The organism is Nocardia acididurans, assembly GCF_016741815.1.
In the GTDB taxonomy this organism is placed as follows: Bacteria; Actinomycetota; Actinomycetes; order Mycobacteriales; family Mycobacteriaceae; genus Nocardia; species Nocardia acididurans.
In genome coordinates, this window is record NZ_JAERRJ010000004.1 from 266,945 (window position 1) to 293,018 (window position 26,074).

19 protein-coding genes are annotated in these 26,074 nt (G+C 67.6%); 9 read left to right on the forward strand and 10 right to left on the reverse strand.

The features are described 5' to 3' along the window. The 3 genes from JK358_RS11965 to JK358_RS11975 all read right to left on the reverse strand — a co-directional run bounded on the left by JK358_RS11965 (position 1) and on the right by JK358_RS11975 (position 963). Complete coding sequence (locus tag JK358_RS11965) at positions 1-315, reverse strand: hypothetical protein (protein ID WP_201946791.1); 315 nt, start codon at positions 313-315, stop codon at positions 1-3. Positions 316-349: 34 nt separating this feature from the next. Further along, the gene (locus JK358_RS11970) at positions 350-658 is read right to left on the reverse strand and encodes a DUF6802 family protein (protein ID WP_201946794.1); all 309 of its coding nucleotides are present in this window, start codon (positions 656-658) and stop codon (positions 350-352) included. Between the two features lie 101 nt (positions 659-759). Further along, on the reverse strand, positions 760-963 hold the full coding sequence (locus tag JK358_RS11975; protein WP_201946796.1) for a PspC domain-containing protein: 204 nt from the start codon (positions 961-963) through the stop codon (positions 760-762). A 116-nt stretch (positions 964-1,079) separates the two neighbouring features. On the opposite strand from JK358_RS11975, the gene JK358_RS11980 reads away from it, so the two are divergent. Beyond that, a complete protein-coding gene (locus tag JK358_RS11980; RefSeq protein WP_201946798.1) occupies positions 1,080-2,723 on the forward strand; it encodes an ABC-F family ATP-binding cassette domain-containing protein in 1,644 nt (547 codons plus the stop codon). A gap of 38 nt (positions 2,724-2,761) precedes the next feature. Here the strand turns inward: JK358_RS11980 and glmM are convergent, their stop codons facing one another. The 5 genes from glmM to JK358_RS12005 all read right to left on the reverse strand — a co-directional run bounded on the left by glmM (position 2,762) and on the right by JK358_RS12005 (position 10,890). Beyond that, positions 2,762-4,138 carry a phosphoglucosamine mutase gene (gene glmM / locus JK358_RS11985; protein WP_201946800.1) on the reverse strand — a complete coding sequence of 459 codons (1,377 nt, stop codon included), beginning with the start codon at positions 4,136-4,138 and terminating at the stop codon, positions 2,762-2,764. 177 nt (positions 4,139-4,315) lie between these two features. Then, positions 4,316-4,831 (reverse strand): 30S ribosomal protein S9, encoded by a 516-nt coding sequence (gene rpsI, locus JK358_RS11990; RefSeq protein WP_307817473.1) that lies wholly within the window; start codon positions 4,829-4,831, stop codon positions 4,316-4,318. Further along, positions 4,828-5,271: a 50S ribosomal protein L13 gene (rplM, locus tag JK358_RS11995; protein ID WP_201946803.1), complete on the reverse strand. Its 444-nt coding sequence runs from the start codon at positions 5,269-5,271 to the stop codon at positions 4,828-4,830. Before rplM ends, rpsI begins: the two co-directional genes overlap by 4 nt. Positions 5,272-5,447: 176 nt before the next feature. After that, positions 5,448-7,937 (reverse strand): mediator complex subunit 15 domain-containing protein, encoded by a 2,490-nt coding sequence (locus tag JK358_RS12000; RefSeq protein WP_201946805.1) that lies wholly within the window; start codon positions 7,935-7,937, stop codon positions 5,448-5,450. Positions 7,938-8,001: 64 nt separating this feature from the next. Continuing rightward, entirely contained in the window at positions 8,002-10,890 is a 2,889-nt protein-coding gene (locus tag JK358_RS12005) for an FHA domain-containing protein (protein ID WP_232851159.1), read from the reverse strand. Positions 10,891-11,013: 123 nt separating this feature from the next. On the opposite strand from JK358_RS12005, the gene JK358_RS12015 reads away from it, so the two are divergent. Next, positions 11,014-12,474, forward strand: coding sequence for a neutral zinc metallopeptidase (locus tag JK358_RS12015; protein WP_201947296.1), 1,461 nt, complete (start codon positions 11,014-11,016; stop codon positions 12,472-12,474). A 12-nt stretch (positions 12,475-12,486) separates the two neighbouring features. On the opposite strand, the gene JK358_RS12020 is transcribed toward JK358_RS12015, so the two are convergent. Beyond that, positions 12,487-13,884 (reverse strand): FHA domain-containing protein, encoded by a 1,398-nt coding sequence (locus tag JK358_RS12020; RefSeq protein WP_201946808.1) that lies wholly within the window; start codon positions 13,882-13,884, stop codon positions 12,487-12,489. 156 nt (positions 13,885-14,040) lie between these two features. Here JK358_RS12020 and JK358_RS12025 point away from each other — a divergent pair, with 156 nt between their 5' ends. From JK358_RS12025 to JK358_RS12050, 6 genes are all read left to right on the forward strand, one after another. After that, positions 14,041-15,261, forward strand: a complete 1,221-nt coding sequence (locus tag JK358_RS12025; protein WP_201946811.1) for a DUF7373 family lipoprotein — start codon at positions 14,041-14,043, stop codon at positions 15,259-15,261. 90 nt (positions 15,262-15,351) lie between these two features. Beyond that, the gene (locus JK358_RS39955) at positions 15,352-16,920 is read left to right on the forward strand and encodes a serine/threonine-protein kinase (RefSeq protein WP_201946814.1); all 1,569 of its coding nucleotides are present in this window, start codon (positions 15,352-15,354) and stop codon (positions 16,918-16,920) included. 37 nt (positions 16,921-16,957) lie between these two features. Continuing rightward, complete coding sequence (locus tag JK358_RS12035) at positions 16,958-18,181, forward strand: DUF7373 family lipoprotein (RefSeq protein WP_201946816.1); 1,224 nt, start codon at positions 16,958-16,960, stop codon at positions 18,179-18,181. A 16-nt stretch (positions 18,182-18,197) separates the two neighbouring features. Next, the gene (locus JK358_RS12040; protein ID WP_201946818.1) at positions 18,198-19,400 is read left to right on the forward strand and encodes a DUF7373 family lipoprotein; all 1,203 of its coding nucleotides are present in this window, start codon (positions 18,198-18,200) and stop codon (positions 19,398-19,400) included. A gap of 236 nt (positions 19,401-19,636) precedes the next feature. Then, entirely contained in the window at positions 19,637-19,984 is a 348-nt protein-coding gene (locus JK358_RS12045; RefSeq protein ID WP_201946820.1) for a WXG100 family type VII secretion target, read from the forward strand. 47 nt (positions 19,985-20,031) lie between these two features. Then, positions 20,032-20,343, forward strand: coding sequence for a WXG100 family type VII secretion target (locus tag JK358_RS12050; protein ID WP_201946822.1), 312 nt, complete (start codon positions 20,032-20,034; stop codon positions 20,341-20,343). A gap of 71 nt (positions 20,344-20,414) precedes the next feature. Here the strand turns inward: JK358_RS12050 and eccCa are convergent, their stop codons facing one another. Continuing rightward, positions 20,415-24,440 (reverse strand): type VII secretion protein EccCa, encoded by a 4,026-nt coding sequence (gene eccCa, locus JK358_RS12055; protein WP_201946825.1) that lies wholly within the window; start codon positions 24,438-24,440, stop codon positions 20,415-20,417. Between the two features lie 170 nt (positions 24,441-24,610). Between eccCa and eccD the strand changes: the two genes are divergently transcribed. Continuing rightward, positions 24,611-26,068: a type VII secretion integral membrane protein EccD gene (gene eccD / locus JK358_RS12060; RefSeq protein ID WP_201946827.1), complete on the forward strand. Its 1,458-nt coding sequence runs from the start codon at positions 24,611-24,613 to the stop codon at positions 26,066-26,068. Positions 26,069-26,074 lie beyond the last annotated feature (6 nt).

Consider the following 26,074-nt stretch of genomic DNA (forward strand, 5'->3'; position numbering starts at 1 on the left):
TCATCCCCCTGTGACGCGCTCGGCCCGCTCTCTGTCCTGACGTTCGTATTCGCTTGCGGCCAGGTCGAATACGTCGGCTGTCACGGAGACTGCCGTGCCCCAGTCGCGCAGGCAGTCCGCGACGCGTTCGAATCCGTCGTGCACGGCCGCGCCCTGCCGGGCGTAGTTGCGCCCGGCCTGGTCGTTGCCGACTCCGAAGGTGTGGTCGGTGATTCGGCGCGACTGCAGGCGTAGCGTGACAGCCTCGTCGCGCAGGGTGGCCGCAGCCGCGCGCAGTCCGTCGACATCGATGGAGAGCGCGTTCGATCCACTCATGATGTCCCCCCTAGATCGAAAACCCCGGCCCGGTCTAGCCGCCGAGGCTGCCCGAATCGGTCCGCACCCACTCGGTGGTGCCGTCGGCATGATGATGGAATTCCCATGCGGCGTAATCGCCGCCGGTGTCGATCATGGTGACGTGATCGGCCCAGCCGTCATGGTCGAGATCGGTCCAGACGTGCATGGCGCGGTCGGTACTCGTGGTGATGGTGTCGAGCGTGCCATCACCATCGATGTCCTGCGTCGGATGCTGTAGCTCGACCGCGCCGAGGCCACCCAACTCCGAATGCGCGTCGAGATTCGGCAGATCCATGCCCGGCAGATCACCCGATGTGACCATGTGCGCTCCTCCGCTAGGACGTGAGCTTCATCCTGTCACCCGGCGCTGCGCCTCACAGCACCTTCACCTGGAATGTGGATAACTCCGGGGCCTGTGGAAACTCAGTACTTCTGCTTGGGGATGATCAGCCACAGCGCCAGGTAGATGATGAACTGCGGACCGGGCAGCAGGCAGGAGATCACGAACAGCAGGCGGACGATGTTGGCGTTCCAGCCGAAGTACTGCGCGAGACCGCCGCACACGCCCGCGATCCACTTGTCGTTGGTCGAACGGGTGAGCTTGCGGGTGTAGGTCGGTGTTGTCATAACTCCACTCTCCTCGGATCACCGCGTTCCGGCATCGGTCCCATGACCCATACCGACCCTGAACTTCGGCGGGGGCGGGCTCAGGGTGCAACCCTGAGCAGGGCAGAATTGCCCAGGTGAGCACCACACTTCATGCGCGCGGGCTGGCTGCCGGACACGGCGAGCGGACCCTGTTCTCCGACCTCGATCTCGTGCTCGCCCCCGGGGATGTGCTCGGCCTGGTCGGCGTGAACGGCGCCGGGAAGTCGACCCTGCTGCGCATGCTCGCCGACGGCGCCGCGCACGAGGGCGAGATCACCCTCAGCCCGCCCGACGCGACCGTCGGCTACCTCGCGCAGGAGCCCGAACGCCTCGCGGGCGAGACGGTGCTCGAATTCCTGCGCCGGCGCACCGGCGTGGCCGCCGCCCAGGAAACCATGGACGCCGCCGCCGAACGTCTCGCGGACGGCGGCGCGGACGAATACTCCCCCGCCCTGGAACGCTGGCTGGCGCTCGGCGGCGCGGATCTCGAGCAGCGCGCCGAGGAGGTGGCCGCCGACCTCGGTCTCAGCGAGAGCCTGCCGCACGGCCTGGACACCCCGATGACCGTGCTGTCCGGCGGCCAGGCCGCCCGCGCCGGGCTGGCCTCGGTCCTGTTGTCCCGCTTCGATATTCTGCTGCTGGACGAGCCCACCAACGACCTCGACCTGGACGGCCTGGCCCGGCTGGAACAGTTCGTCACCGGCGTCCGCGAGCCGCTCATGGTGATCAGCCACGATCGAGAGTTCCTGGCACGCACCGTGAATCGCATCGTCGAACTGGATCTGGCCCAGCAGCAGGTGGGCGTCTACGACGGCGGCTACGAATCGTATCTGGAGGAGCGCGCCATCGCCCGCCGCCACGCCCGCGAAGCCTACGACGAATACGCGGATACCAAGGCCGGCTTGGAATCTCGTGCCGTCATGCAGCGCAACTGGCTGGAGCACGGCGTCCGCAATTCCCGGCGCAAGGCCAAGGGCGCGGATTCCGACAAGCTCGGCCGCAAGGCCCGCGCCGAATCCACCGAGAAGCAGGCCTCGAAGATCAAGCAGACGATGAAGCGGATCGAACGCCTGGAGGCGGTGGAGGAGCCGCGCAAGGAGTGGGAGCTGCGCATGACCATCGCGGCGGCTCCGCGTAGTGGTTCGATCGTGGCGACCCTGACGAATGCCGCTGTGGCGCGGGGTGATTTCACGCTCGGCCCGGTCACCGTGCAGGTCGATCAGGGTGACCGCATCGTCCTCACCGGCGCGAACGGCTCCGGCAAGTCGACCCTGCTGTCGCTGCTGCTCGGAAAGACGAAGCCGGACACCGGATCCGCGTCCCTGGGTTCCGGCGTAGCCATCGGCGAGGTCGATCAGGCACGCGGATTGTTCCGTGGCACAGCCACTCTCGCCGACACCTTCAGCGCCGAGGTCCCCGACTGGCCCGAAGCCGAAGTCCGCACCCTGCTGGCCAAATTCGGCCTGCGCGGCCCACACGTCCTGCGCCCCAACGACACCCTCTCCCCCGGCGAGCGCACCCGCGCCGCCCTGGCTCTGCTCCAGGCCCGCGGCGTCAACCTCCTGGTCCTCGACGAACCCACCAACCACCTCGACCTCCCCGCCATCGAACAACTGGAGGAGGCCGTCGAATCCTTCGAGGGCACAGTCCTTCTCGTCACCCACGACCGCCGCATGCTGGACAACGTCCGCGCCACCCGCCGCTGGCACATGGACGCCGGCCAGCTCACCGAGCGTTAGCGATCATTCGACCGGGCTGTAAGGCTGCCCGAGCACGGTCAGACCGCGGCGACCAGTTTCGCGAGGTCGTCGGCCAGGCGCTGGGCGCGGTCGGGGTCGGTGGCCTCCACCATGACGCGGACCAGCTGTTCGGTTCCGCTGGGGCGCAACAGGACTCGACCGGTGTCACCCAGCAGGCGTTCCGCGTCGGCGACCGCGTCGCGCACGGACGGGGCGGCGGCCACGGCGGCCTTGTCGGAGACGGGGACGTTCACCAGGACCTGGGGGACGGTCTGCACGATGGCGGCGAGATCGGCCAGGGTGCGGCCGGATTCGGCCATGCGGGCCATGAGTTTCAGGCCGGTGAGGACACCGTCGCCGGTGGTGCCGTACTTGGGGAAGACGACGTGGCCGGACTGTTCGCCGCCGAGGGTGAGGCCGCTGCGGCGCAGTTCCTCGAGGACGTAGCGGTCACCGACCGCGGTGGTGCGCACCGTGATTCCGGCGTCGCGCAGGGCGATGTGCAGGCCCAGATTGCTCATCACCGTGGCGACGAGGGTGTTCTCGGCGAGTTCGCCGGAATCGCGCATGGCCAGGGCGATGACCGCCATGATGGCGTCGCCGTCGACGACCGCGCCGGTGGCGTCCACGGCCAGGCAGCGGTCGGCGTCGCCGTCGAGAGCCAGGCCCAGGTCCGCGTCGTGCTCGAGCACCGCGCGGCGGATCTGGTCGAGATGGGTGGAGCCGCAGCCGTCGTTGATATTGAGGCCGTCGGGGTCGGCGTTGATGGCGATGACGGTCGCGCCCGCTTCACGCAGGGCGGCCGGGCCGACCTCGGAGGCCGCGCCGTGCGCGCAGTCCAGCACGACGGTGAGCCCGCTCAGGTCACGGCCGGTGGCCTCGACGAGGTGCTCGACATAGCGTTCGTGGGTGCCCTCGAGGCTGTAGTGGTCGTCGGCGTCGAAGGTGTGGCCGCCGAGACCGGGATGGCCCAGGATGCGGCCGATGCCCGCGCCGGTGGGGCGGGCGAAGCCGCCGTCGGCGATGAGCGCCTCGATGCGGTCCTCGACGGCATCGTCGAGTTTGTGGCCGCCCGCGGCGAAGATCTTGATGCCGTTATCCGGCATGGGGTTGTGCGAGGCGGAGATCATCACGCCCAGGCAGGCGTCGTAGACGCCGGTCAGATAGGCGACCGCCGGGGTCGGCAGCACACCCACCGAAAGCACGTTCACGCCGGCCGAAGTCAGGCCCGCGGTGACGGCGGCCTCCAGCATCTCGCCGCTCGCGCGCGGGTCACGACCGACCACCGCGAGCGCCCGCTTCTTGCCCCGGCTCAGAACCTGCGCCGCGGCTGCCGAAACCTGCAGTGCAAGTTCCGGACTCAGCGAGTCATTGGCGAGTCCGCGGACTCCGTCGGTGCCGAACAAACGTCCCATAACCTCAACACCCCTGCTGGTCGGTATATACAGCACGAGAGCAGACGCCCGGGCGGTTCGAAAACCGTTGCAGGGAGCCTGCTCTCGTACAGGTTGCCGTATAGACGGTACCGTGCCCGGCCCTCTGAAGGGCCGGGCACGGTGCAGCCGGACGGCGCACTGTGCCGTCTGAAGTGATCAGCGCTTCGAGTACTGAGGCGCCTTACGGGCCTTCTTGAGGCCGTACTTCTTGCGCTCGGTGGCACGCGGGTCACGGGTCAGGAAGCCGGCACGCTTGAGGGCGGGGCGGTCCTCCGGGGTGACCTCGATCAGGGCGCGGGCGATAGCCAGACGCAGGGCGCCGGCCTGACCGGACGGGCCGCCGCCGACCAGGCGGGCGTACACGTCGAAGGTCTCGGTGCGCTCGACGGTGACCAGCGGGGACTTCACCAGCTGCTGGTGCACCTTGTTCGGGAAGTAATCCTCGATGGTGCGGCCGTTGAGCACGAAGTTGCCGGAGCCCGGCACCAGGCGGACGCGGACGACGGCTTCCTTGCGGCGGCCGACGGTCTGCACCGGACGGTCGATCACGACCGGGGCGAAGGAAGCCGACTCGACGGCCTCGTAGCCGTCGTCGTAGGAACCTTCCTCGACGACCTCGACGCTGGTGTCCTCGACGACGTAGTCGTCGTTGAATTCCTCAGGAGCGGTCACTGGGCCACCTGCTTGATCTCGAACGGGATGGGCTGCTGAGCGGCGTGCGGATGCGTCGGGCCCGCGTAGACCTTCAGCTTGCCGGCGATCTTGTTGCCCAGCTTGTTCTTCGGGATCATGCCCTTCACCGCGCGCTCGACCAGACGGTCGGGGCGGGTGTCAAGGATCTCACCGACAGAGCGGGACTTGAGACCGCCCGGGTGCCCGGAGTGGGTGTGGATGAACTTGTCCTGCCGCTTGTTGCCGGAGACGGCGACCTTGTCGGCATTGATGATGATGACGAAGTCGCCACCATCGACGTTCGGAGCGTAGGTCGGCTTGTTCTTGCCACGCAGGATGGTTGCAGCCTGCACGGCGAGACGGCCGAGCACTACGTCAGTGGCGTCGATGACGTACCACTTACGGGTCACGTCACCCGCCTTCGGGCTGTACGTAGGCACAGTCGTTCCCTGTCTGTCGTAGGTTTTGCCAGCCAGGCGCATGGTCGAGCTGATCCCCGGCGGCCGGTGGAGACCCGGGGGCTCGTGCGACAACCGGGAGAACCCGGCCGTACCGCACGCCAACGAGCCACGATACCAGCGCGCTACCGCCCGCCTGAAATCGGGCGGTAGCGCTATCAGATCTGGGTCGGCGGGCCCGGGTCTATGCCGCGGACCGGGCCCGGGATGCTGTAGCGCAGGGTGTCGATGCCGAGGCGTAGGCAGTCCTGGGTGTTGACGGGGGCGATGCCGGGGTGCGGGAGCGCCGCGGCCGGTGGGGTCAGGACGCAGGAGTCGTGGACTTCCACGGCATTGCGTTCCAGGGACGGCCAGGCGCCGAAGGCGGTCACGGCCGCGGCGTGGACGGCTGCGGTCGAGGCGATGTCGAAGGTGGCGGGTCCGAATGTCGCGGTGTCTCGGCTCGCGTCGGCGATGGGGGCGGCCTCGCGGGCTGCCTGGGCGGAGACGACGGTGTCGAGGGCTCCGGCTTCGGGTGCGGCCGAGTGAGCGGGTTCCGCCTCGGCGTGCATGCCGACGGCCGCCAGGGTGGCGGCTCCGACGACGATGGGCGCGCCCCGGAGGTTGTTCTTCACCTTGTTCCAGAGCTTGCCCTTGCGCGGCTTGCGCTCGTCGCCCGACTCCGAATCCGGCTGCCCCGCGGCATCTTCCGGCGTTTGCGAACCCGAGTGACGCGACCCAGCAGACGGCATCGACCCACCGTACCCCGACCCGGCCTGACCAGGAGCGTTTCCGGAATGCGGACCGAAACCACCCTGCTGACCGGGGGCCGGCGAACCGTATCCACCCGGCTGGCCGCCCTGCGGCGCACCCGACCCGGGCGCTCCACCCTGGCCGCCGTAGCCGCCTTGGCCGTACCCGCCCTGAGCGCCGTAACCACCGGACGCCCCGGATCCATACGGACCGGAAGCAGCGCCATACGAACCGCCCTGCGAGCCGTAAGGACTCCCCTGCGCTCCGTGCGGACCGCCGGTAACCGGCCCCTGCGCGGGGTATCCGACGGCACCATGCCCCTGTACCGGATAGCCACCCGTGCCGGGCCCCTGCGCCGCGTAACCTCCGGCGTTCGCCCCCTGCGAGCCCGGCTGCGATCCGGGCACCGCCTGCGGCGCGCCACCCTGCTGCCCGTAGGCAGCCGCGCTGGATCCGGCGGTGGCGGATTGCGTTGCGGCGGAACCATATCCACCCGCTGACGCACCTTCCGCCCCGGACTCCGAACGACCCATGACAGTAGTACTGCGGTCATCAGCCGGAGTGCCCGGCGGCCGAGTGAACCGTCCGCCCACACCTGCGAGCCCGGGCGGCAGGCCGCCCCGCGAGGCGACCGGCGCGGCAGCCATCTCCTCCGGCGAAACCCGTTGCGTCTGTTCGAATTCCACCGGTGTACCCGCACCGGCCGACGCGGGCGCAGCCGAAGCGGCCGCAGGCGGGGCATCGCGCGTGATGCGTCGAGTCTGGTCCAGGGCGACATCGGCGTCGATATCGGCGTGCGCACCGGCCTGCACCTGGCCGGCAGCGGCGGCACCCGCCGCTGCCGCCGCCGCAGCCGCGTTCGGACCGCCTTGGCCCGCAACAGGTCCGGCGGCCGCACCGGATCGCGCGGCCTGCGCGGAAGACTGCTCGGCGGACTCACCGTGCCCGGCGGCTTCACCCCGCGAGGATTGCTGGGCGTGCGTGGAACCCGCGCCGGGTGCAGAACCCTGCACGGGCGCGGGCGCCGAACCCTGCCCCGGTGCGGGCGCATGCTGCAGAGGCGTGGGATCGGGTAGCTCTTCGCCTTCGCTGTCGCTGACCAGCAGGTGGGTGGCGCCGAGGACGACGGCGTGCATGGGATGGTCGGCTACCTGGAAGCGGTGGCCGAGATGGTTCTGGAAGGCCAGGCGGAGGGCATCGTTGAAGCAGACGTTGCCGGTGAGCAGGACGGTGGAGGTGTCGGCATTGATGGCGCGGGCCGCGGCCATGACCTCGATGACGACGTTGTCGGCGGCGCGGGCGTCGTGCAGGGCGGCGTCGGTGATGGCGACGCTGACCGATTCGGTGGGCTGGTCGTCGTCACCGTGGACGGCGACCACGAGGCATTCGCGGCCGTCGGAGTAGACGCCGGTGGCGCCGACCGCGGGGCCGCGGCCCGCGGCGCGGACGATGCCCAGGGCGCGGACGTAGCCGGAGAGCGCCACGGATTCGGGCAGCGGTTCGGCGACCACGCCGAGTTGTTCGACGAGGCGGGCGAATTCGTCCACCTTGGGGTCGGGCCATTCGTCGGGGAACGGCAGTGCGACCACATCGGCCTGGGTGCCCAGGTGCTTGGTGATGGCCGACAGCGAGTTGTGCATGCGGGCCCGGAACACGAGTTCGGCGGGCCAGGTCGCCCCGGCCACCACGATCTGCGGATGGCCGATGATGTCGCGCACATCGGAGATGGCGATGCCCACATCGGGCCGCCTGTCCACGCCGGCGGTGTGCAGCCGGCCGGACGCGTCGGCCAGGAGGTAGGCGGGCGGTGTATAGGTGCCTTCGACCTGGACGGGACGTATCGGCGTGCCACCGCCACCGGCGGCGACCGACACCACGTCCCAGCCGAGGTGCACTGCCCCAACTCGAGCTGTCACGCCCACCAGTGTGCCTGCTCACCACGCACGGCGCGCGATCGAACCGACTTCACGCACCCCCGCCTCATGCCGCCGACTTCTTCAATCGCAGCCGCGACCAGGTGAACAGGGCCAGCACCAAGCCGATCGCCACCAGCGCGCCGACGTCCAGATACCAGGCCGCGGCGGTGTGCTCCCAGAACTTGTCCGGCTGCGCCTTCGCGAACAGATTGCGGATGTCGACCGTGGACGCGCCGGAGGCATACCCCCAGCGCGACGGGAACAGCCAGGAAACCTGTTCCAGCACAACCCGGTTGGTGACCGGGATGAGCCCGCCCGCCATTACCAGCTGCGCCATGATGGCGACCACCAGCAGCGGCATCACCTGTTCGCTGGACTTGGCCAGGGTGGACAGCAGCAGACCCAGGATCACGCAGGTCACCGCGGTCAGGGCGATGTCGATGTACAGCTCGAGGCTGCCCATCGGAATCACCGACCCCTGCTCCGGACGCTTCATGATCAGCAGCGGAATGCCGACCATGACCGCCGCCTGCAGTAGCGCCGCGACGCTGAAGACCGCGATCTTCGACATCAGATAGGCCCCGGACCGCAGGCCGACGGCCCGCTCCCGGAAGTAGATGGCGCGCTCGCCCACCAGATCACGCACGGTGAGCGTGGACCCCATGAAGCAGGCCCCGAGGATCAGCACCACCAGCAGCGACTGCGTCTGATCACCGCCCTTGGGTCCGATCGTCCCGCCCTGCGATTCGAGCGGTCCCATCTGGAATCCGTTGTCGCCCGGCACAACCAGCGTCAACCCGCCCAGCACGAACGGCAGCACCAGCAGGAACGCCAGATATCCGCGATCGGCGAGCACCAGCCGGAACTGCCGTCGCACCAGCGTCGAGAACTGTTTGACCGCACTGGATTTCGGCGGTTTGGCCGGTTCGGTCTGCTGCGCGGCGGGCGGCGGCGGCACGAACGACTGCCGGGACCGGTAGTTCGCGAACGCGCGATCCGGATCGGCGGCCACCCGGCCGAAGATCTCCGCCCAGTCGCTGGTGCCGAGGAATTCGGCCACACTGCCCGGATGCCCGCAGAACGCGGTCTTGCCGCCGGGCGCGAGCAGCAGCACCTGATCGCACATGTCCAGGCAGGCAACCGAATGCGTGACCACGATGACCGTGCGGCCCGCGTCGGCGAGCTCGCGCAGCATGGTCATGACCTGCCGGTCCAGCGCCGGGTCCAGACCCGAGGTGGGCTCGTCGAGGATCAGCAGCGACGGTCCGGTCAGCAGTTCCATGGCCACCGAGGCGCGTTTGCGCTGACCGCCGGAGAGCCGGTCCACGCGGGTGTCGGCGTGCTGGGTGAGCGAAAGTTCGTCCAGCACACCGTCGATGACGCGCTGCCGGTCGGCCTTGGAGGTGTCGGGCGGCAGCCGCAGCTGCGCGGCGAAGCCCAGCGCCTGTTTGACGGTGAGCTGCCGGTGCAGCACATCGTCCTGCGGCACCATGCCGATGCGGGAGCGCAGCGAATCGTATTCGGCGTGCAGGTTGCGGCCCTCGAAGGTGACCACACCGGCCGACGGCTGCGTGGTGCCCGCGATGAGCCGCGACAACGTCGACTTGCCCGCGCCGGAGGGCCCGATGAGCGCGGTCAGCGAGCCGCGCCCGGCCTGCATGTTCACATCGACGAGCAGTTCCTTGTTGCCCTCGACGGTGAATCCGATGCCGTGCACGTGCAGGCCCTGTTCGGCGACCGGCCGCTGCCGGTGCACGAGGGTGCCCTCCTGCACCACGAAGTCGACATTGCCGATGGTGACGATGTCGCGTTCGCGCAGCAGCGCCCGCTGTTCGCGGCGGCCGTTGACGAAGGTGCCGTTGGCCGAGTTCAGGTCCTCGATGGCCAGGCCCTGCCGGTCGGCGACCAGTCGGGCGTGCCGGCGCGAGGCCATCGGATCGTTGACGACGATCTGGTTGTCGCTGGTGCGGCCGAGGTGCAGGCCGCCCGGCGGAATCTTGTCGCCGCGTGCGATGGCGGCCGTGGAGGCGCGGGCGCGCACGGGCGGCAGCATCGAGAAGTCGCCCTTGGTGGTCATATTCATATTGACCGGGGCGTCGGGATGCAGCGGCGTCGACGGATTCGACGGCGGCCGTTGGGCTTCCTCGTGCTCGGGCGCGGCCGCCTGCCCCGGCCCGCGCGAATGCCCCTGCGCGGGAGGCTGTCCCGGCCCCCGCTGGCCGGGCGCGGCCTGCTGCGGACCCGAGCGCGGCCCCTGGACGGGCATTCCGCCCGAACGCTGCGGCTGGGACTGCGGCGGCCGCTGCCCCTGCTGCGGCGTCTGCCCCGGCGCGCGCTGGCCGGGCTGCCCCGGCGAAAACGGCTGCTGCCCGGACGCATACGGCTGCGCCGGCTGACCGGACTGGAAGGGCTGCCCCGCGGCGTGTTGTCCCGGCTGCCCGGCGTGCTGCCCCGGACGCCCCTGCGGGCCCGCCGGGTAACCACCCGGCCCGTAGGGCTGCTGCCCGTACGGCTGCCCGACCTGAGGTTGACCCGGTTGCGAAGATTGCGGACCCGGCCGCTGCGGCGGTCGGCCCTGCGGTCCCGGTTGTCCCTGCGGCTGCCCCGGTCCCGGCTGCGGTGCGGGCGCACCCCGCCCCGCGCCCTGCGGCAGCAGATGCAGCAGCGGCCCGCTGATGGCGTCCCCCAGCCGCACCTGCGTCGGCCGCATGATGGCGACCGGACTGGTGATCCGTCGCGCGTCCACGAAAACGCCGTTGGTGCTGCCGTTGTCGGTGAGCACCCAGGACCCGGCTTCGTAGACCAGTGTCGCGTGCACGCGGGACACCAGCGGGCTGTCGACGAACAGCGTCACTTCCGGGGCGCGCCCCATGGTGATCCGCTGACTTGCGTCGAAGACCCGTTCGGTTCCATCATGACGCACGGTGATCTGCTGCGCCCCCGGTGAAGACATGGCCGCATAATATGCGAAGCCCCGGGATACGGCGTTGTGCTCATTGGCCATTTGCCCGCCTCCGGGGTGGTGAACCGGTTGGCCTGCGAGGGAGTGAAGGTGGCGAGACGCCTGGGGGCGGCGATGCGACGCCCGGCCACGACGATCCGCCGCACGGGTGCGGTGTGCACGATCCTGGCGCTGGTGGTGTTGCTGCTGGCCGGGTGTACCCGGACGGTGGACGGTCGCGCGGTGTCCATCTACGACGATCCGTTCAAGGTCGCGGGCCTGCCGACGACGAGCGGCCCGAACGGGCCGCGGTCGGGCGTTCCCGACAATCCCGCGCAGGCGGTGAATTCCGATGGCGGCGAAGTGGACCGGCTGGTCATGAACGCCATCGAGGACATCGAGTCGTACTGGCAGGTGGAGTACCCCCGGAACTTCGACGGTGATTTCGTGAAGGCCACCAAGCTGGTGTCCTGGAGTGCGAAGGCCCCGCGTTCGCAGGATGTGAAGTTCTGCGATGAGAGCACCTACCGGTTGGTCAATGCCGCGTACTGCCGCGTCGACCACTCCATCGGCTGGGATCGGGCCGTGCTGCTGCCCGCCGTGGAGGAGACCTTCGGCAAAATGTCGATGGTCATGGTGCTGGCGCACGAGTACGGGCACGCCATCCAGAACATCGCCAACCTGGTGACCCGCAAGACGCCCACCCTGGTCAAGGAGCAGCAGGCCGACTGCTTCGCGGGCTCGTTCATCCGCCATGTGGCGGAGGGCAAGGCGAAGCACTTCACCATCAACACCTCGGACGGTTTGAACCAGGTGCTGGCCGCCACCGTAGCCATTCGTGACGACAATCCGGATGACCCGGACAGCGTGCACGGGTCGGCGTTCGAGCGGGTGACGGCGGTGCAGATCGGATTCACCGACGGGGCCGAGGGCTGCAAGGCCATCGACATCGACGAGATCGAGGGCCGCCGCGGCAAACTCCCGCAGAGCTTCCAGGACGATGCGAACCAGGGCGAATCCGAGGTCGGTAGAGCCAATCTCGACGAACTCGCCAAGGCGATGGCCTCCATCATGCCGATCTCCAAGGAACCCGAGTACCGCTACGACACCGCGAAGATGAACTGCCGCAACGGGAAAGACACCATCCCGGTGACGTACTGCCCGGCCACCAACACCATCGGCACCGATATCGACGCGCTGAAGGATCGCGGGGTGTCGAACGCGGATGAGCAGGATGGGTTGCCGGTCAAGGTGACCGGGGATTTCACGGCCTACGTGGTGTTCATCTCGCGGTACACCCTCGCGGTGCAGCGGGCCGCCGGGCAGGCGCTCACCGGCGCGAAGACCGGACTGCGCGCGGCCTGCCTGTCCGGCGTGATCACCGCGCACCTGTCGGATCCGAATCGCTCTGCGGCGGACGGGAATATCAGCCTATCCGCCGGAGACGTGGACGAGGCGGTCTCGGGCCTGCTGACCGATGGCCTGGCCGCCAGCGACACCGACGGCAACACGGTGCCCAGCGGATTCGCGCGCGTGGACGCCTTCCGGGCGGGCGTACTCGGCGACCAGAAGACCTGCGAAGCCCGGTATACGTAGCCGCCGGAAGGGTTATCCGAACGGCGGCGGCGCGACCGGCTCCAGGCGCAGCACCCGATTGCCGAGCATGACCTCCGCACCGGCGATCAGCGTCATCGGCTGATTCGGTTGCAGCCGAACCCAATCCCGGTAGCCGGGCTGACGGACCCGGGTGCCGTTGGTGGAGCCGCGGTCGACGACCGTGACATCCCAGTTCATCAAACGGATTTCGGCGTGCGCGCGGGACATGCCGCCGGAGGAGTCCTCGATCCGCAGGGGCACCAGGCCCGCTCGCGCCGCCTCGGAGTTCTCCGGGTCGCGGCCCACGACGGCGTCGGCGGCGAGCATGTAGGTCATGCCGTCGTCGAGGATCAGCATGCCCAGCGGCGGCCGGATGACCTCCGCCACCTGCTGTGTCTGATCCACCGGCATCCCGCACACGGTGCAGAAGGCCGCGCGCGGATCGCTGGGATGCGCTCGCGCGCACTTGAATCCGAGCACCTTGACGGTGAGCGCGTTGGCCTTTGCGGTCGCTTCGAGGCGGCGCTGCAGGTCCGGATCCGGTTTGGGCGCGGGGTTGGTGCCGCCCATCTCGGTGGGCGCCCGATGCGGGTCGAATCCCCCGGCGGCGTTGGGTTCTTCGCGGTAGAGGCCGCTGGTCGGCACCTCGTCCGGGTCGAGTTCGTCGGCGGCGGTGGACGTTTCGAGGTCCGGCAGCAGTCCGGAGGGCAGGCTCGTCGACGTCTTGGTCGGGGTCAGGTTGGGGTCCAGCGGAATTCGCTCGGGTTCGGGATCGTAGGAGGCGGTCGGGGGAGGCGGCTCCACCACCCGCTCCGGTGTCCCGGTGGCTTGCTTGCGTTCGGCCACCGGCTCACTCACCGGTTGGTATCCGGCGACCGGCTCGCCCTCGAACCACACCACCGCGCCCGAAGCCTCCGCGATGCCCTCGACGAGCGATCCGATGCCGCGCTCGGGTAGTTCCGGGATGCGCCGCTTCCCCTCGTCGATGAACAGCGCCACCGCCCGCGCCGGGCGTTCGGCGACCCGGTCGACGGTGAAGGCCGCGTCGCTGCCCCGGTAGTACTCGACCAGACGCCCGGCCAGCACCGCCGTCACCGAACCGTGCAGGAAGATGGCGACCCCGCCGGTGTCCGCGGCGGAGAGGATGCCGAATTCGATCGCCTCCCCCGGCGAGATCCGGTCGGCGTCCTTCATGAGCCAGCGCGTGGCCTGCCGCGCCACCAGTCGCCCCGGCCCGTCCGGCGCTTGCTCGGCCGCCTCGGTGACCAGTTCGGCCAGTGCGCGCGAGGCCGCCAGCGCTCGGGAATCCGACGTCAGCTTTCCCCGTTCCCGGTGCGCGACCAGGATCACAGCGCCCGCCGTCCTGGTGATCACATGGTTGCCCGCGACAACCTCGACCTGCCGATCCATCAACGGAACCGGCCCCAGGGGTACGCGCGGCGCGGTGGGTTCAGCACAACCACAGGTTACTGCGCAATTCCGCCTCCCCGTACCTTCAGTGCCCACCCGGCAGCGGCATTCGTCCGCTATTTTGAATGCACCGTACGGGAGGAACGAGGACCTGCCATGGTTCGCACAGCGCGCAAACCGCTCTTCGTCGCATGTCTTTCGATAACCGCGCTGCTGGCGAGCGCCTGCATGGAGATCAGCGGCAACCCGGTGGCCGGGGAGATCGACGTCCGCAAACTCGAGGTCGGCCAGTACAAGGTCAGCAAGTTCAGCTACAACCAGAACGCGGGCAACAGCGCAGCATTGCTGGAGGGCTTCCGCATGTCGGAGGCGGTGGTGCCGACCGTCCGCATCGACTCCTCGCTCACCTACGGGCGCGGCGGACGCGCGACCGTCGACACCGCCGACGCCACCGACGCCGGTCTGGCCGATGTGTCCAAGCCGGTGCTGGACCGCAACAAGATGATCACCGCGTTCATCGCCAGCGGCACCGACAAGATCCCGCTCTCCGGAGGGAAGTCGGAGCCGGGGGCCACCACCATCACGAATATGGTGCTGCGCTTCCCGGATTCGCAGACCGCGAAGACCGCCGCCCGTGAGCTCGAGGACGCCGACTTCAACGTCGCCGCGGATATCAACAAGAAGGTCCCGCTGAGCCAGTACCCGGATGCCTACGTCCACTGGCGTCCGGGCGTCCCGAATATGGGAACCTTCATGGCGTACAAGGACTTCGTGATCTCGCTGCTCATCGAGCGCCCGACGGCCGATGAGCAGGATCTGCTGAGCTGGGTGCGCAAGACGCTGGACGCGCAGGTGCCGCTGCTGGACAAGTTCGTTCCGACGCCGGAGTCGAAACTGTCGTCGCTGCAGGTGGATCCGGATGATCTGCTGGCCCGCGTGGTGGTGAAGGACCGGCCGAAGAACGGCACCACCACCCCCGATCCCACCGCGTTCGCCGTCTACGGCCCCACCAAGATCATCCACAATGCCAACAACGAATCGGATATCGAGAAGGCCGTCACCGCCAGCGGCGCGGACGCCATCGCCTACTCCGATTACTCCACCGTCATCCGCACCCGCGACGACGCCGGAGCCCAGACCATGCTGAGCGCCCTCGTCGCCGACGAGAGCGACCACTACGACACCATCGCCGCCCCCAACGATCTCCCCGGCGCCAAATGCGTCCAGCTGAACAGCAAGGGCGACACCGAAATCGAATACAAGAACCGCTGCTACGTGGCCTACAAACGGTTCATCGGCGTGGTCAGCAGCGACTCCGAAGCCGACGTGCGGCAGAAGATCGCCGCCGAATACGCACTGCTGGCCAACAGCATGTAGGCCCGGCGATCAACTCGGACGGGGTCCGGCCGCTCCAGTAAGCTCCGGCAGAGCAGTCACCCCGCCCGCGTCGATCCAGGAGTTACCCGCATGACGATGAGTCCAGGCACCGTCGTCGGCGGCTACCGGATCATCCGCGTTCTAGGTTCCGGCGGCATGGGCACCGTGTACCTGGCCAAACACCCCTCGCTGCCGCGCATGGACGCCCTCAAGGTGCTCTCCGGCGACCTGTCGAACAATCCCGAATTCCGCGGCCGCTTCGAACGCGAAGCCAATGTCGTTGCGGGCCTGCACCACCCGAACATCGTCGCCGTGCACAACCGCGGCGAAGAGAACGGCCAACTCTGGATCGCCATGCAGTACGTGGACGGCACCGACGCCTCCGCCGAAGCCAAACGCGACCCCGCCGCCATGACTCCGCTGCGCGCCCTGCGCATCGCCACCGAGATCGGCAAGGGCCTCGACTATGCCCACCGCCGCGGCCTACTACACCGCGACATCAAACCCGCCAACTTCCTCCTCGAAACCGGCGACGACGAAGAACGCGTCCTGCTGGCGGATTTCGGCGTAGCCAAATCCACCGAGGACACCAACGAACTCACCCAAACAGGCAGCTTCGTAGCCACCATCGCCTACGCCTCCCCCGAACAACTCGCCGGCGAAACCCTGGACCCCCGCTCCGACATCTACAGCCTCGCCTGCTCCTTCTACCGCCTCCTGACCGGCCAAAACCCCTACCCCGCACCCCAACCCACGCGCGTCATGATGGGCCACCTACACGAGCCCCCACCCCGCGCCACCGCGGTGAACCCCCACCTCCCCACCGCCCTGGACCAGGTCTTCGCCATCGCCCTGGCCAAGAACCCCGCCCACCGCTACCCCACCTGCCGCGACTTCACCGACGCCGCCACCAACGCCCTCACCCCCGGCCACAACCCCACCGCGACCAACACCTCCCCCACCTACCCGGTCCAGGTCCCCCAGCCGCCCATGCAGGCGCCGTCGAGCCAAACGGGAACCTACGCAACGTCTTTCACGGGCCAGTCGATTCCGCCCGCGGCCCCTGCCGAAGTGCGGACGAGCCATCGGGGCCGCTATCTCGCCATCGGAGCCGTAGCGGTGGCGGTGGCGGTGGCCGCCGGGATCGGTATCTTCGCCATGACCGGCGGCGACGAGAAGTCCGGGGCCACCACCACATCGGCGATCGCGTCCCTGTCCCCGCTGGCCAAGGCGCGAGCCGAGAATCCGGCGTTCGAGGGCAAGTCGATCACCGTGGTCGATGTCACCCAGAACGGTTTCTCCGGCACCGCGCACGCCATCTACCTGAGTGGCAGCCCGCAGACGAAGTTCCTGCAATCGCTCGGTTTCGCCTACAACACGCAGTACGCGCCCAAGGGGGACGAACTCTCGCCGCGCGCCGTCCCGAACTACGAGGCCTTGAAAGTCACCGAGGCGTCGTACATCATCGCCGTCCGCAGTGACGACAACGCCGGGAACGGTGGCCTGCTGGGGCTGCCCTCGACGATCACCGGTTCCCTCGCGGTCGTGATTCCGCTGGACGATCCCGCCGCCGTCGCGGCCATGCGCACCTGGTCCGCGGAGTCGGAACAGGTGCTGCTGGACAAGCTGGTTCCGGCCCTGCGCTCCCGGATCAAGTAGGGTGCGTACGGTTTTACACAGAAAACTAGGGGGAGATATGCGGCTGAAATCGAGCCGGATGGCGCTGACCAGCTGCGCCGCCGTGACAGTACTGTTCACCGGAGCCTGTGGATCCGATGCCCCGACCTCGGGGGCCGAGCCGACGATCGACCTCGCCGCCCTGGATGTCGGCAATATGCCGACGGAACCCAAATTCTATGGTAAAGCGGACTCGATCGAGCAGGCGAAGATCGTCGAAGCCTGGCGACTGGCGAATCATCTTCCGCTGCCTTCGGAGATCATGCCCGAGGTCAAGTATGAGCCGGCGACGCCGTGCGCGCCGCAAATCTTCATCAGCATCTATTCCACCGCGATCGACTGCCGCGTCAAGGCCGATCCGGCTGCGTTGAACGGGGTGGCCACTGGATTCGTCGCTGGATTCGTGACCACCGGCAGATCCGACCTGTCCAGCTATCTGGGCTACGAGCTCTACAACCTCGTCATGATCTTCTCCGACGAGAAGGCGGCTGCGGACGCGGCGCAGGCAATGGGGCACCTCGATCTCGCCGCCGACGCCGCGAATCAGAGCGTGCCGATCCCCAAGTACCCGAACGCGGTTGCCTACACAACCGACGATCTCGCTGGACCAGGGCAGTTCTGGTCCTGGTACGCGACCAGTAAATTCGTCATTTTCACACGGATCTTCGACGGGGTCATGGCCGAGTTGAAGGAACGGGATCTACCGAAACTGATCGAGCGGGTGGAGCGGAGCATCGACGCTATCGCCCCGCGCGTGGCCGAATTCGAGGCCACGCCGCCGGACAAGTTGATGGATCTGACGGTCGACCCTGATGCCGTACTCGCTCGCGCGGTCCCGACGGTGGTCGCCGATCAGTCGCAGAACGGTATACCCGGAGTGTACGACCGCCGTGGCGGCCTGCAGATCTCGCCGTCACCGAGAACGGATGTGCAGTTATTCGAGGAAACCGGCGTCGATCGCGTGGCATGGAAGGGCGGATACGTCTATCGCACACGGGATTCCGAGGCCGCACAGACATTTGTCCGATCCCGCGCGACAACCACCAGGAAATCGCCCCGGGCCGACTCCCCGGCGAATCTGCCCGACGCGAAATGCCGTCGGACCGCGTACTCGAAATACGATGTCACCTACCACTGCGTCGTTTCCTATGACCGGTATGTCGCAGAGGTATCGGCGGACCAATTGCTCGACGCCCAACAGCGGATCGCGGCGCAATACGCGATTCTCGTGAACAGCAAGTGATCTGGGGCGGATGATGATGCTCTCACGGAAATACCGGCTCGCGGCTGTGGCCATTGCGGCGATGCTGACGGCAGGGTGCGGCTCGGAACTCGACGGCGCGGCGCAACCGGCCGAGATCGACGTCCGGACATTGGATGTCGGCAAATACTCGACCGACCCGCTGGAAGTGCGCTACACCTACGCTCCCGATCTGAGCAACCGCACCCAGCTCTCCATGATGCGGCTCGCCGGAAATATCGCCGTCGGTCCCGAAATCGATCCACGGTTCACCTACAGCGCCACCCCGATTCCCGTCCCATACGCCCACACCGCGTCACGGGTGCTCACCCCGGACGCCGCGGCGGCCCTGGACCGCAACGGCTTGCTGTTCGGCTACGCGGCCCGCGTGTCCGACAAATCCTTCGAGAAGTCCGGAAATCCCTCGACCGGAAGCACTTTCATCGATCTGACGGTGATGCAATTCCCCGACGAGGAGACCGCGGCACGGTCCGCCGCGGAGACGGATGCGATCGACTTCGCCGTCGCAGCCGATGCCAACCAGCCGGTCATCCTGTCGAAATATCCTGGTGCACACTCACATTGGCGGCCCGGCATCGCCACCATCGGTTCCACCCTGGCACATGGCAAGTATGTTGTGCACCTGTTCATCGGTGTCGCTGAACCCCAGCTCGATCAGCTGACCGCGCTGGCCGAGCAGGTCTACGCCGTGCAGTTGCCGCTCCTGGACACCCTCCCGCCGCTCAGCCGCGAGGATATGCTGCGCCTGCCCTACGACCCGGACGGCATGCTGCGCCGCACATTGAATCCGAACGGCTTGGGCGCTCCCAACGTGACGAGTCAGGCGGTATTCGGCCTGCGCGGATTCCTGCACCAATCCACCGATCAGGGGTATTGGAACCGGACCATGAACGACGCCGGGGTCGACCGGTATTCGATTTCCGACTACACCCGCTTGTTCCGCGCGCGAGACGATGGCAGCGCGCGCAAACTGGCGGATGTCGCGCTAGAGCTGTCCTTTCCTGGAGCGGCCGCAGTCCCGGGCGGCGTTCCGGGCAGCAGCTGCGGTGAGAAAACGAACAGCGCGGGCTATTCCGTGAAGCGATTCCGCTGTGTCCTCGTCTATCGCCAGTACGTCGCGACCGTGGAAAGCGACCAGCTGGCCGACGCACATCAGCAGGCCGCGGCACAGTACGCACTGCTCGCCAACAGCACCTGGTGATCGGTTAGTGATCAACCACACTCTGGTGCGGATCCAGGTCCGACCGGGTATGGTGACGGAGCAGCTGACTCGGGGGAGCTCAGCAGGCATTGCCTCTGATCCGTCAGGTTTTCGGAGTCGCCACGGGTTCCTCCCGATCAGCACAGGGGGAGGGAACCGATTCGCTCTCGCCCGCGTCCAATCCATATAGCGGTCGATCGGCATCACGCCAACGATCAGAAGCGAAGGGAACCATTGTGGCAGCCAAGCTCGGAGTAGAAACAGAGAACCTCAGGACCTTTGCGAGCGAGTGTGAACAGCAGCACGGCGTTCTCGAGGCGAACATCGGTCGCTTCAAGAAGACCGAAGACGACATCACCGCGACATGGACGGGTTCGGCGCGGGATGCTTTCAACGCGTTCATGGAGCGCTACTACGCCCAGGCCGAGAAGGTGAACGACAAACTGCTGGAAACGGTCGAGAGTCTGATGAAGACCAGTGGTCACTTCAGCGAACAGGACCAGGTCTTCAGCAAGTCGCTGACGGATTTGCAGGCGGATCAGGCGGCTGACGTGCCGATCAAGCTCAACCTGCCCGGCGTCTGAATCGCTCAGAACCAACACTTCGACTTTCGAATAATCAGGGAGTTTTGATGGCTACCAACTCAACTCGGATCAGCGCTGACTTCGGCCACGTCGCAGATGCCGCACAGACCCTCCAGCGCGATGCGAAACAACTCATCAACGATCTCGAGCAGTTCAAGAACAAGATCGCGAACTTCGTCGCGGAGAATTGGGATCAAGGCGCCGCTTCGGAAGCCTTCGTGGCTCTGCAGGCCCAGTGGGATGTTTGGGTGACGCAGCTGAACACCACTCTGGATGGCGCGGGCAAGCTCGTCTTCGAAGGCAATGCCGATCTGCAGGCCAAGGACGCCGCCCTGGCCGGCCTCTTTCCCTCACTCTGAACCGCGCCAGGCAAACGAGAGCGCCCCGCCGAATCGGCGGGGCGCTCTCGTTTGCCATGGGGGATCGGCTTCTACTCCTCCGGTATCCACCCCAACTGAATCAATCCTTCGCCATTGCGTGTGAAGTACGTGCCACGCCCCGCCGGCATGAAGAACGGACGAGTATTGCCGAACATGGCTCCCTCGTCGCGGCTGCAGCTCATGGTCAGTGCCGAGGAGTTCAGTTCCTTCATACGGTTCAGCGTCGTCTCGTACATGGCCCGGGCCGCACCACCGGAGCGGCGGGCGATGATCACATGGAAGCCCAGATCGCGGGCGTGCGCCAGCTGGTCGACCACGGCGTGCATCGGGTTGTTGCTCGAGGTCGCGACGAGGTCGTAGTCGTCGACGATGACGTAGATCTCCGGGCCGCGCCACCACGACCGTTCCCGCAACTGCTGCGGTGTGACATCCTGGCCCGGCATACGCCGGGTCAGGTAGGTCGACAGATCCTTCATGTTCTGCGTGAACTGCGGTGCCGTGCTGCCGTATCCGGCCAGATAGTCCGGCGGCACCGTGCCGAGCATGGTGCGTCGGTAGTCGCCCATGAGGATACGAGCCTGGTCGGAGGTGTTCGACGCGATGATGGACTGCACGATGGAGCGCAGCAGGGTGGTCTTGCCGCTCTCCGAATCGCCGATGACCACGAAGTGCGGGCTCTGGTTGAAGTCGAGATAGACCGGAGCCAGCTCGGATTCGTTGATACCGATTGGGAAGCGCAGGCACGCCTGCGCGGAATCCACTGTGGCGGGCCAGTTTCCGGCCCGCTGGAGCAGTTCCTCGCGTTCGAGCCGCTCGGGCAGCATGCGCACCTTCGGAGCTGGTCGGCCGGGATTCCAGTGCGCGATCGTGGAAACGGCCTGTGCCACACCGGTTCCCAGGGTCGAGGGATCGGGGTCACCATCGATGCGCGGGAGCGCGGTGAGCATGTGCAGGCATTCGGCGTTCATACCGCGCCCCGGACGACCGACCGGGACGAGGGCCGCGAACTTGCGTCCGAAATCCGAATCCATCGGGTCGCCGAGGCGTAGTTCGATGCGGGTGCCGATCTGGTCCTTGAGCGCGGGCCGGGCCTCCGGCCAGCGCTTCAGCGATATGACCACGTGCACACCGTACGAAAGACCCTGGGCCGCAAGGCTGAGGATCAATGGATCCAGCGCTTCGAACTCCTCGCGGAAGACGGCGTAGCCGTCGATCACCAGGAACACGTCGCCGAAGGGATCCTCGTGCGCGCCCGCGGCGGCCGGGCTCACGGCCGGGTCCGTTCCGCGCAGGCGCCGGAATTCGGCCATGGATTCGATGCCGAGCTGCCGGAAACGCAACTCCCGCTGTCGCACGATGGACAGCATCTCGGCGACCGTGCGCCGCACCTTGTCGCCTTCGGATCGGCTGGCGACACCACCGACGTGCGGCAGTCCCTCCAGGCCCACCATTGTGCCGCCGCCGAGGTCGATGCAGTAGAACTGCACCTGCTCCGCGGTATGCGTCAGTGACATGGCCATGATCAGCGACCGCAGCGCGGTGGACTTGCCGGACTGCGGGCCGCCGACCACCGCGACGTGCCCCCGGGAACCGGACAGATCGACCAGCATCGGATCGCGTCGCTGGTCGTAGGGACGGTCCACGATGCCGAACGGAGCCCGCAGGGTCGCGACCGGGTTGTAGTCGCCGGTGAGGATGGACTTCGGGATGAGCTGTTCCAGGGTCGGCGCCTCGTCCAGGGGCGGCAGCCAGATCTCGTGCGCCGGGCGGCCGTGGCCGCGCACCCGGGAGACCAGCATCAGCAGGTTCGAGATGCCGTCCGCGTCGGGCTGATCCTCCGGCTCGTTGCGCTGCATGGGTAGCGGAAGATGATCTCCGGCGCGGAAATCCACCTGCACCGCGGTGAAAGGCCGTGCGGCCACGTCGATTTCACCGGACTGAGTGGCCGCCGTCGCGTCCGGCTGTGAGCCGATGCCGACGTACGGGCCGGACACATAGGCCGCCTGGAACCGGGAGATGTCGCCGGAGTCGGATTTCAGGTACCCGCCGCCCGGGATGCCGGGCAGGTTGTAAGCGTCGGGAATACCCAGCACCTGCCGGGATTCGTTGGCGGAGAAGGTTTTCAGGCCGATGCGGTAGGACAGGTGGCTTTCCAGGCCCTTGAGGCGGCCTTCCTCCAGCCGCTGCGAGGCGAGCAGCAGATGCACGTGCAGGGAGCGGCCCAGCCGGCCGATCATGGTGAACAGCTCCGCGAAATCCGGGTGCTGCGAGAGCAGTTCGGAGAATTCATCGAGCACCACGAACAGCGCGGGCAGCGGGTCCAGGTCCGCGCCCGCGGCTCGGGCCTTCTCGTACTCGCCCACATTCGCGAAATTGCCCGCGGCGCGCAGGACGCCCTGACGCCGGTTCATCTCGCCGGCCAGGGCATCACGCATACGGTCGACGAGGTCGGCCTCCTCCTCGAGGTTGGTGATGATGGCCGCGACATGGGCCACGCCCTCCAGGCCGAGGAAGGTCGCACCGCCCTTGAAGTCGACGAGGACGAAGTTCAGCTGGTCCGGCGAATGCGTCGCGATGAGCGAAAGCACCAGGGTGCGAAGGAATTCCGACTTACCGGAACCCGTCGCGCCGATGCACAGGCCATGCGGGCCCATACCGCCCTCGGCCGCCTCCTTGATGTCGAGCGTGACAGGCAACCCGTCCGCGCCGACGCCGAACGGCACCCGCAGGCGTTCCCGTTCGTAGCGGGGTTTCCAGGCGTTCGCCGGATTGAAGGTGCCGATATCGCCCAGGGACAGCAGTTGCGCCCAGGTCGAGATGACTTCGCCCTCATCGCCGGTCGCCTCGTCGGTGCGCTGCACGAAGGCCCGGTAGGGCGCGAGTCGCCGGGCCGCCTGCTCGGCTTCGCGGGCGGTGATGGCGTCGATGGTCGCGAAACGCTCCATGACACCGGACGCGCTGCGGCCGGAGCATTCGCCGTTCTCGACCAGCATCTGGATGCCACGCGAGGCCGCCAGCCGCGGTGCGTAGCCGCAGAGGTCGATCACGGTGACGCCTTCGAAGCCGGTCTCGCGCAACGGATCTTCTTCGGACTCCAGCAGTCCGCCGTCCACGACCAGGATGATCTGCGCCAGATTCGGGTTCGGCGGCGCATTGCGCGAGTATCTGACCCGGTTGTACAGCAACGGGTTCAGACCGGCGTGGGCGGCGCGGATGGAGCCGTAGAACATGCGCTCGGTGCCGACGCCGTCGGTGGCGTCCGGATGCTGGCTGTGCGGCAGCCACTTGGCCCACTCCCATTCGCGCGCGGTGTCCGGCCCGCACACAACGGCGATCAGCACCTGGTCCGGCCCCTGGAACATGGCCAGTTGCAACAGCATCGCGCGGGTCATATCGCGGGCCTGTGCCCGGTCACCGGTGAGTTGAACGGAGGCGAAGCCCTTCACCGCGAGCGCGGTCGGCAGATCCGGCACCGTGGAGTGGGTGCGCACGAAGCGCCGCAGCGATACGGCGGCGATCGGCTCCAGCTCCTCCACCGGACCGGTCTCCGGTGCGACCAACCGGGTGGCCAGGCGCTGTGTGCCGAGGCCGATGCGGGCGTGGCAGAAGTCCTTGTCGCCGGGGCGGCGCTCCCACATGCGGGTGGTGCCTGCCAGCATCCAGATCAGACCCGGTTCCGGATGACTCCATTCGATGGCGGCGCGCTGCTGCACGGCGGTCGCCTCGACATCCCTGCGGACCTGGTCGAGATAGCGCAGGTAGTCTTTGCGATCCTCGTTGGCCTCGGACGCCTTTTGCCCCTTGCCGCCCTGTCCGGCGTACATGCCGACCATGGAGACGACCATCATCATGGGGAACATCAGGCTCATGGGGTTACGGAACGTGCTCGCCCCCGAGGAGAACATCAGCGCCATCATGCCGACAATGGCGATGACCATCAGGACCGGCATAAGCTTGCTGAAAAGATTGGCCGGGATATTGCGGGGCACCTCGGGCGGCGGCTGCAGCGATACCTCACCGCCCGGGGAGCGCGGAATCTCCCGGCGTGGTCGGCGCTGGAACCGGACAGTGCTCATCGAAGAATGTCCCCCATCGAGTCCTGGTCTGCGGGCTCAGTGTACGGACCACGATCTTCATGTCGTACAGTGCCTGCGAACTTCTGATCCAGTTAGGGATTCGCTCCGGGGTGGTGGTGATCTCTCCTACCGCTCGTTGAAACGCCAGGTAGACCGAAGTTGGGGGCAGCGTGACGCACGCGCGAATGGATATCGACGATGCTCGCGGCATAGTCCGCGCGCCGGACCTCGCACGCGTGACGATCCTTGCGAAGCACACCCAGGTCGATATGGCGATCCCGCTGGATGTGCCGGTCGCGCTCGTCATCCCCAGCGTGGTCGATATGGTGGCGCAACACAGCCGCTCCAATGATTTCGACAATGACGGCGAACAGTTCGAGCCACACGAATGGGTGCTGGCCCGCATCGGACAGCCGCCATTCTCCAATTCGCTGAGTCTCGCCGAGCAGAATGTGCGCGACGGTGAACTGCTCATGCTGGAAAGCGCCGAGGACACCGCGCCGAGCCCGCTGTTCGACGACATCATGTACAACGTCGCGATCGCCGACACCGATCATTTCCGGGGCTGGAATCCGAAGACGGCGCGCCTCACCGGATCCGTCCTGGCCGTGCTCACCATGCTGGTCGGCTGTCTGGGCCTGCTGGCAGCGCCGGACGCCGTACCGGGCTGGGTGAGCGGTCCGGCCGCACTGATCGTGTCCGTGCTGCTGGTGGTGGCGGGCATGATCCTCAGCCGCATGTACGGCGATACCGCGAGTGCACTCGTCGTCGGTGCGTGCGCACTGCCGCCTGCCTTCGCCGCGGGCATGCTGCTGGTGCCCGATCACTACGGCTGGGCGAACCTACTGCTCGGCTTCGCGCTCGCCGGGGCGACGGCGATCCTGGCGTGGCGGATGTGCGGCGTCGGTCTGGGCCTGTTCATCGGCGCCACCACCGTGGCCGTGTACGCGGTGCCGACGGCCTTGGTGGGCCTGCTCACCGATCTGCCCCTGCGCGCCCTCGGCGCGGGCGCCGCCACCGCCGGATTGATCGGATTGTCGCTGGCGCCGAGGCTTTCCATGCTGCTTGCCAAACTGCCGCTGCCGCCGGTTCCCGCGCCGGGCACCCCGATCGACCCCACCGAGGAAGATCCGGACGATTATCGCGCCCTGCCGGCCATGGAGGTGCTGCGCATCAAGTCGGAGCGGGCGCGCAACTATCTGGCAGGTCTGGTGTCGGCCATGACCATCGTGATCGCCGCGGGCGCGCTGGCCGCCGTCGACTCGACCGCCGCCGGCATCTATTGGCCCGGCCTCTCGCTGGCGCTGGTCTGCTCGGCCGTCCTGATGTTCCGCAGCCGCACCTACGCCGGCGCCGAACAGGCCGTGGTGCTGATCGCCGGCGGCGCGAGCATTCTGCTGATCCTGCTCGGCGGCGCGGCCCTCACCCTGGACCAGCCACTCGCCGTCTTCGGCGTGGCCCTGGTGGTGCTGATCTCGGCACTCGTACTCGGCATCATCATCCCCGGCCGCCAAGCCACCCCGCCCATGCGCCGTGCGGCCGAACTCCTCGAATACGCGTTCGTGGCCGCCGTCGTGCCGCTGGTGTTCTGGGTGACCGACCTGTACTCGCTCGTGCGCGGGCTCTGAGCACGG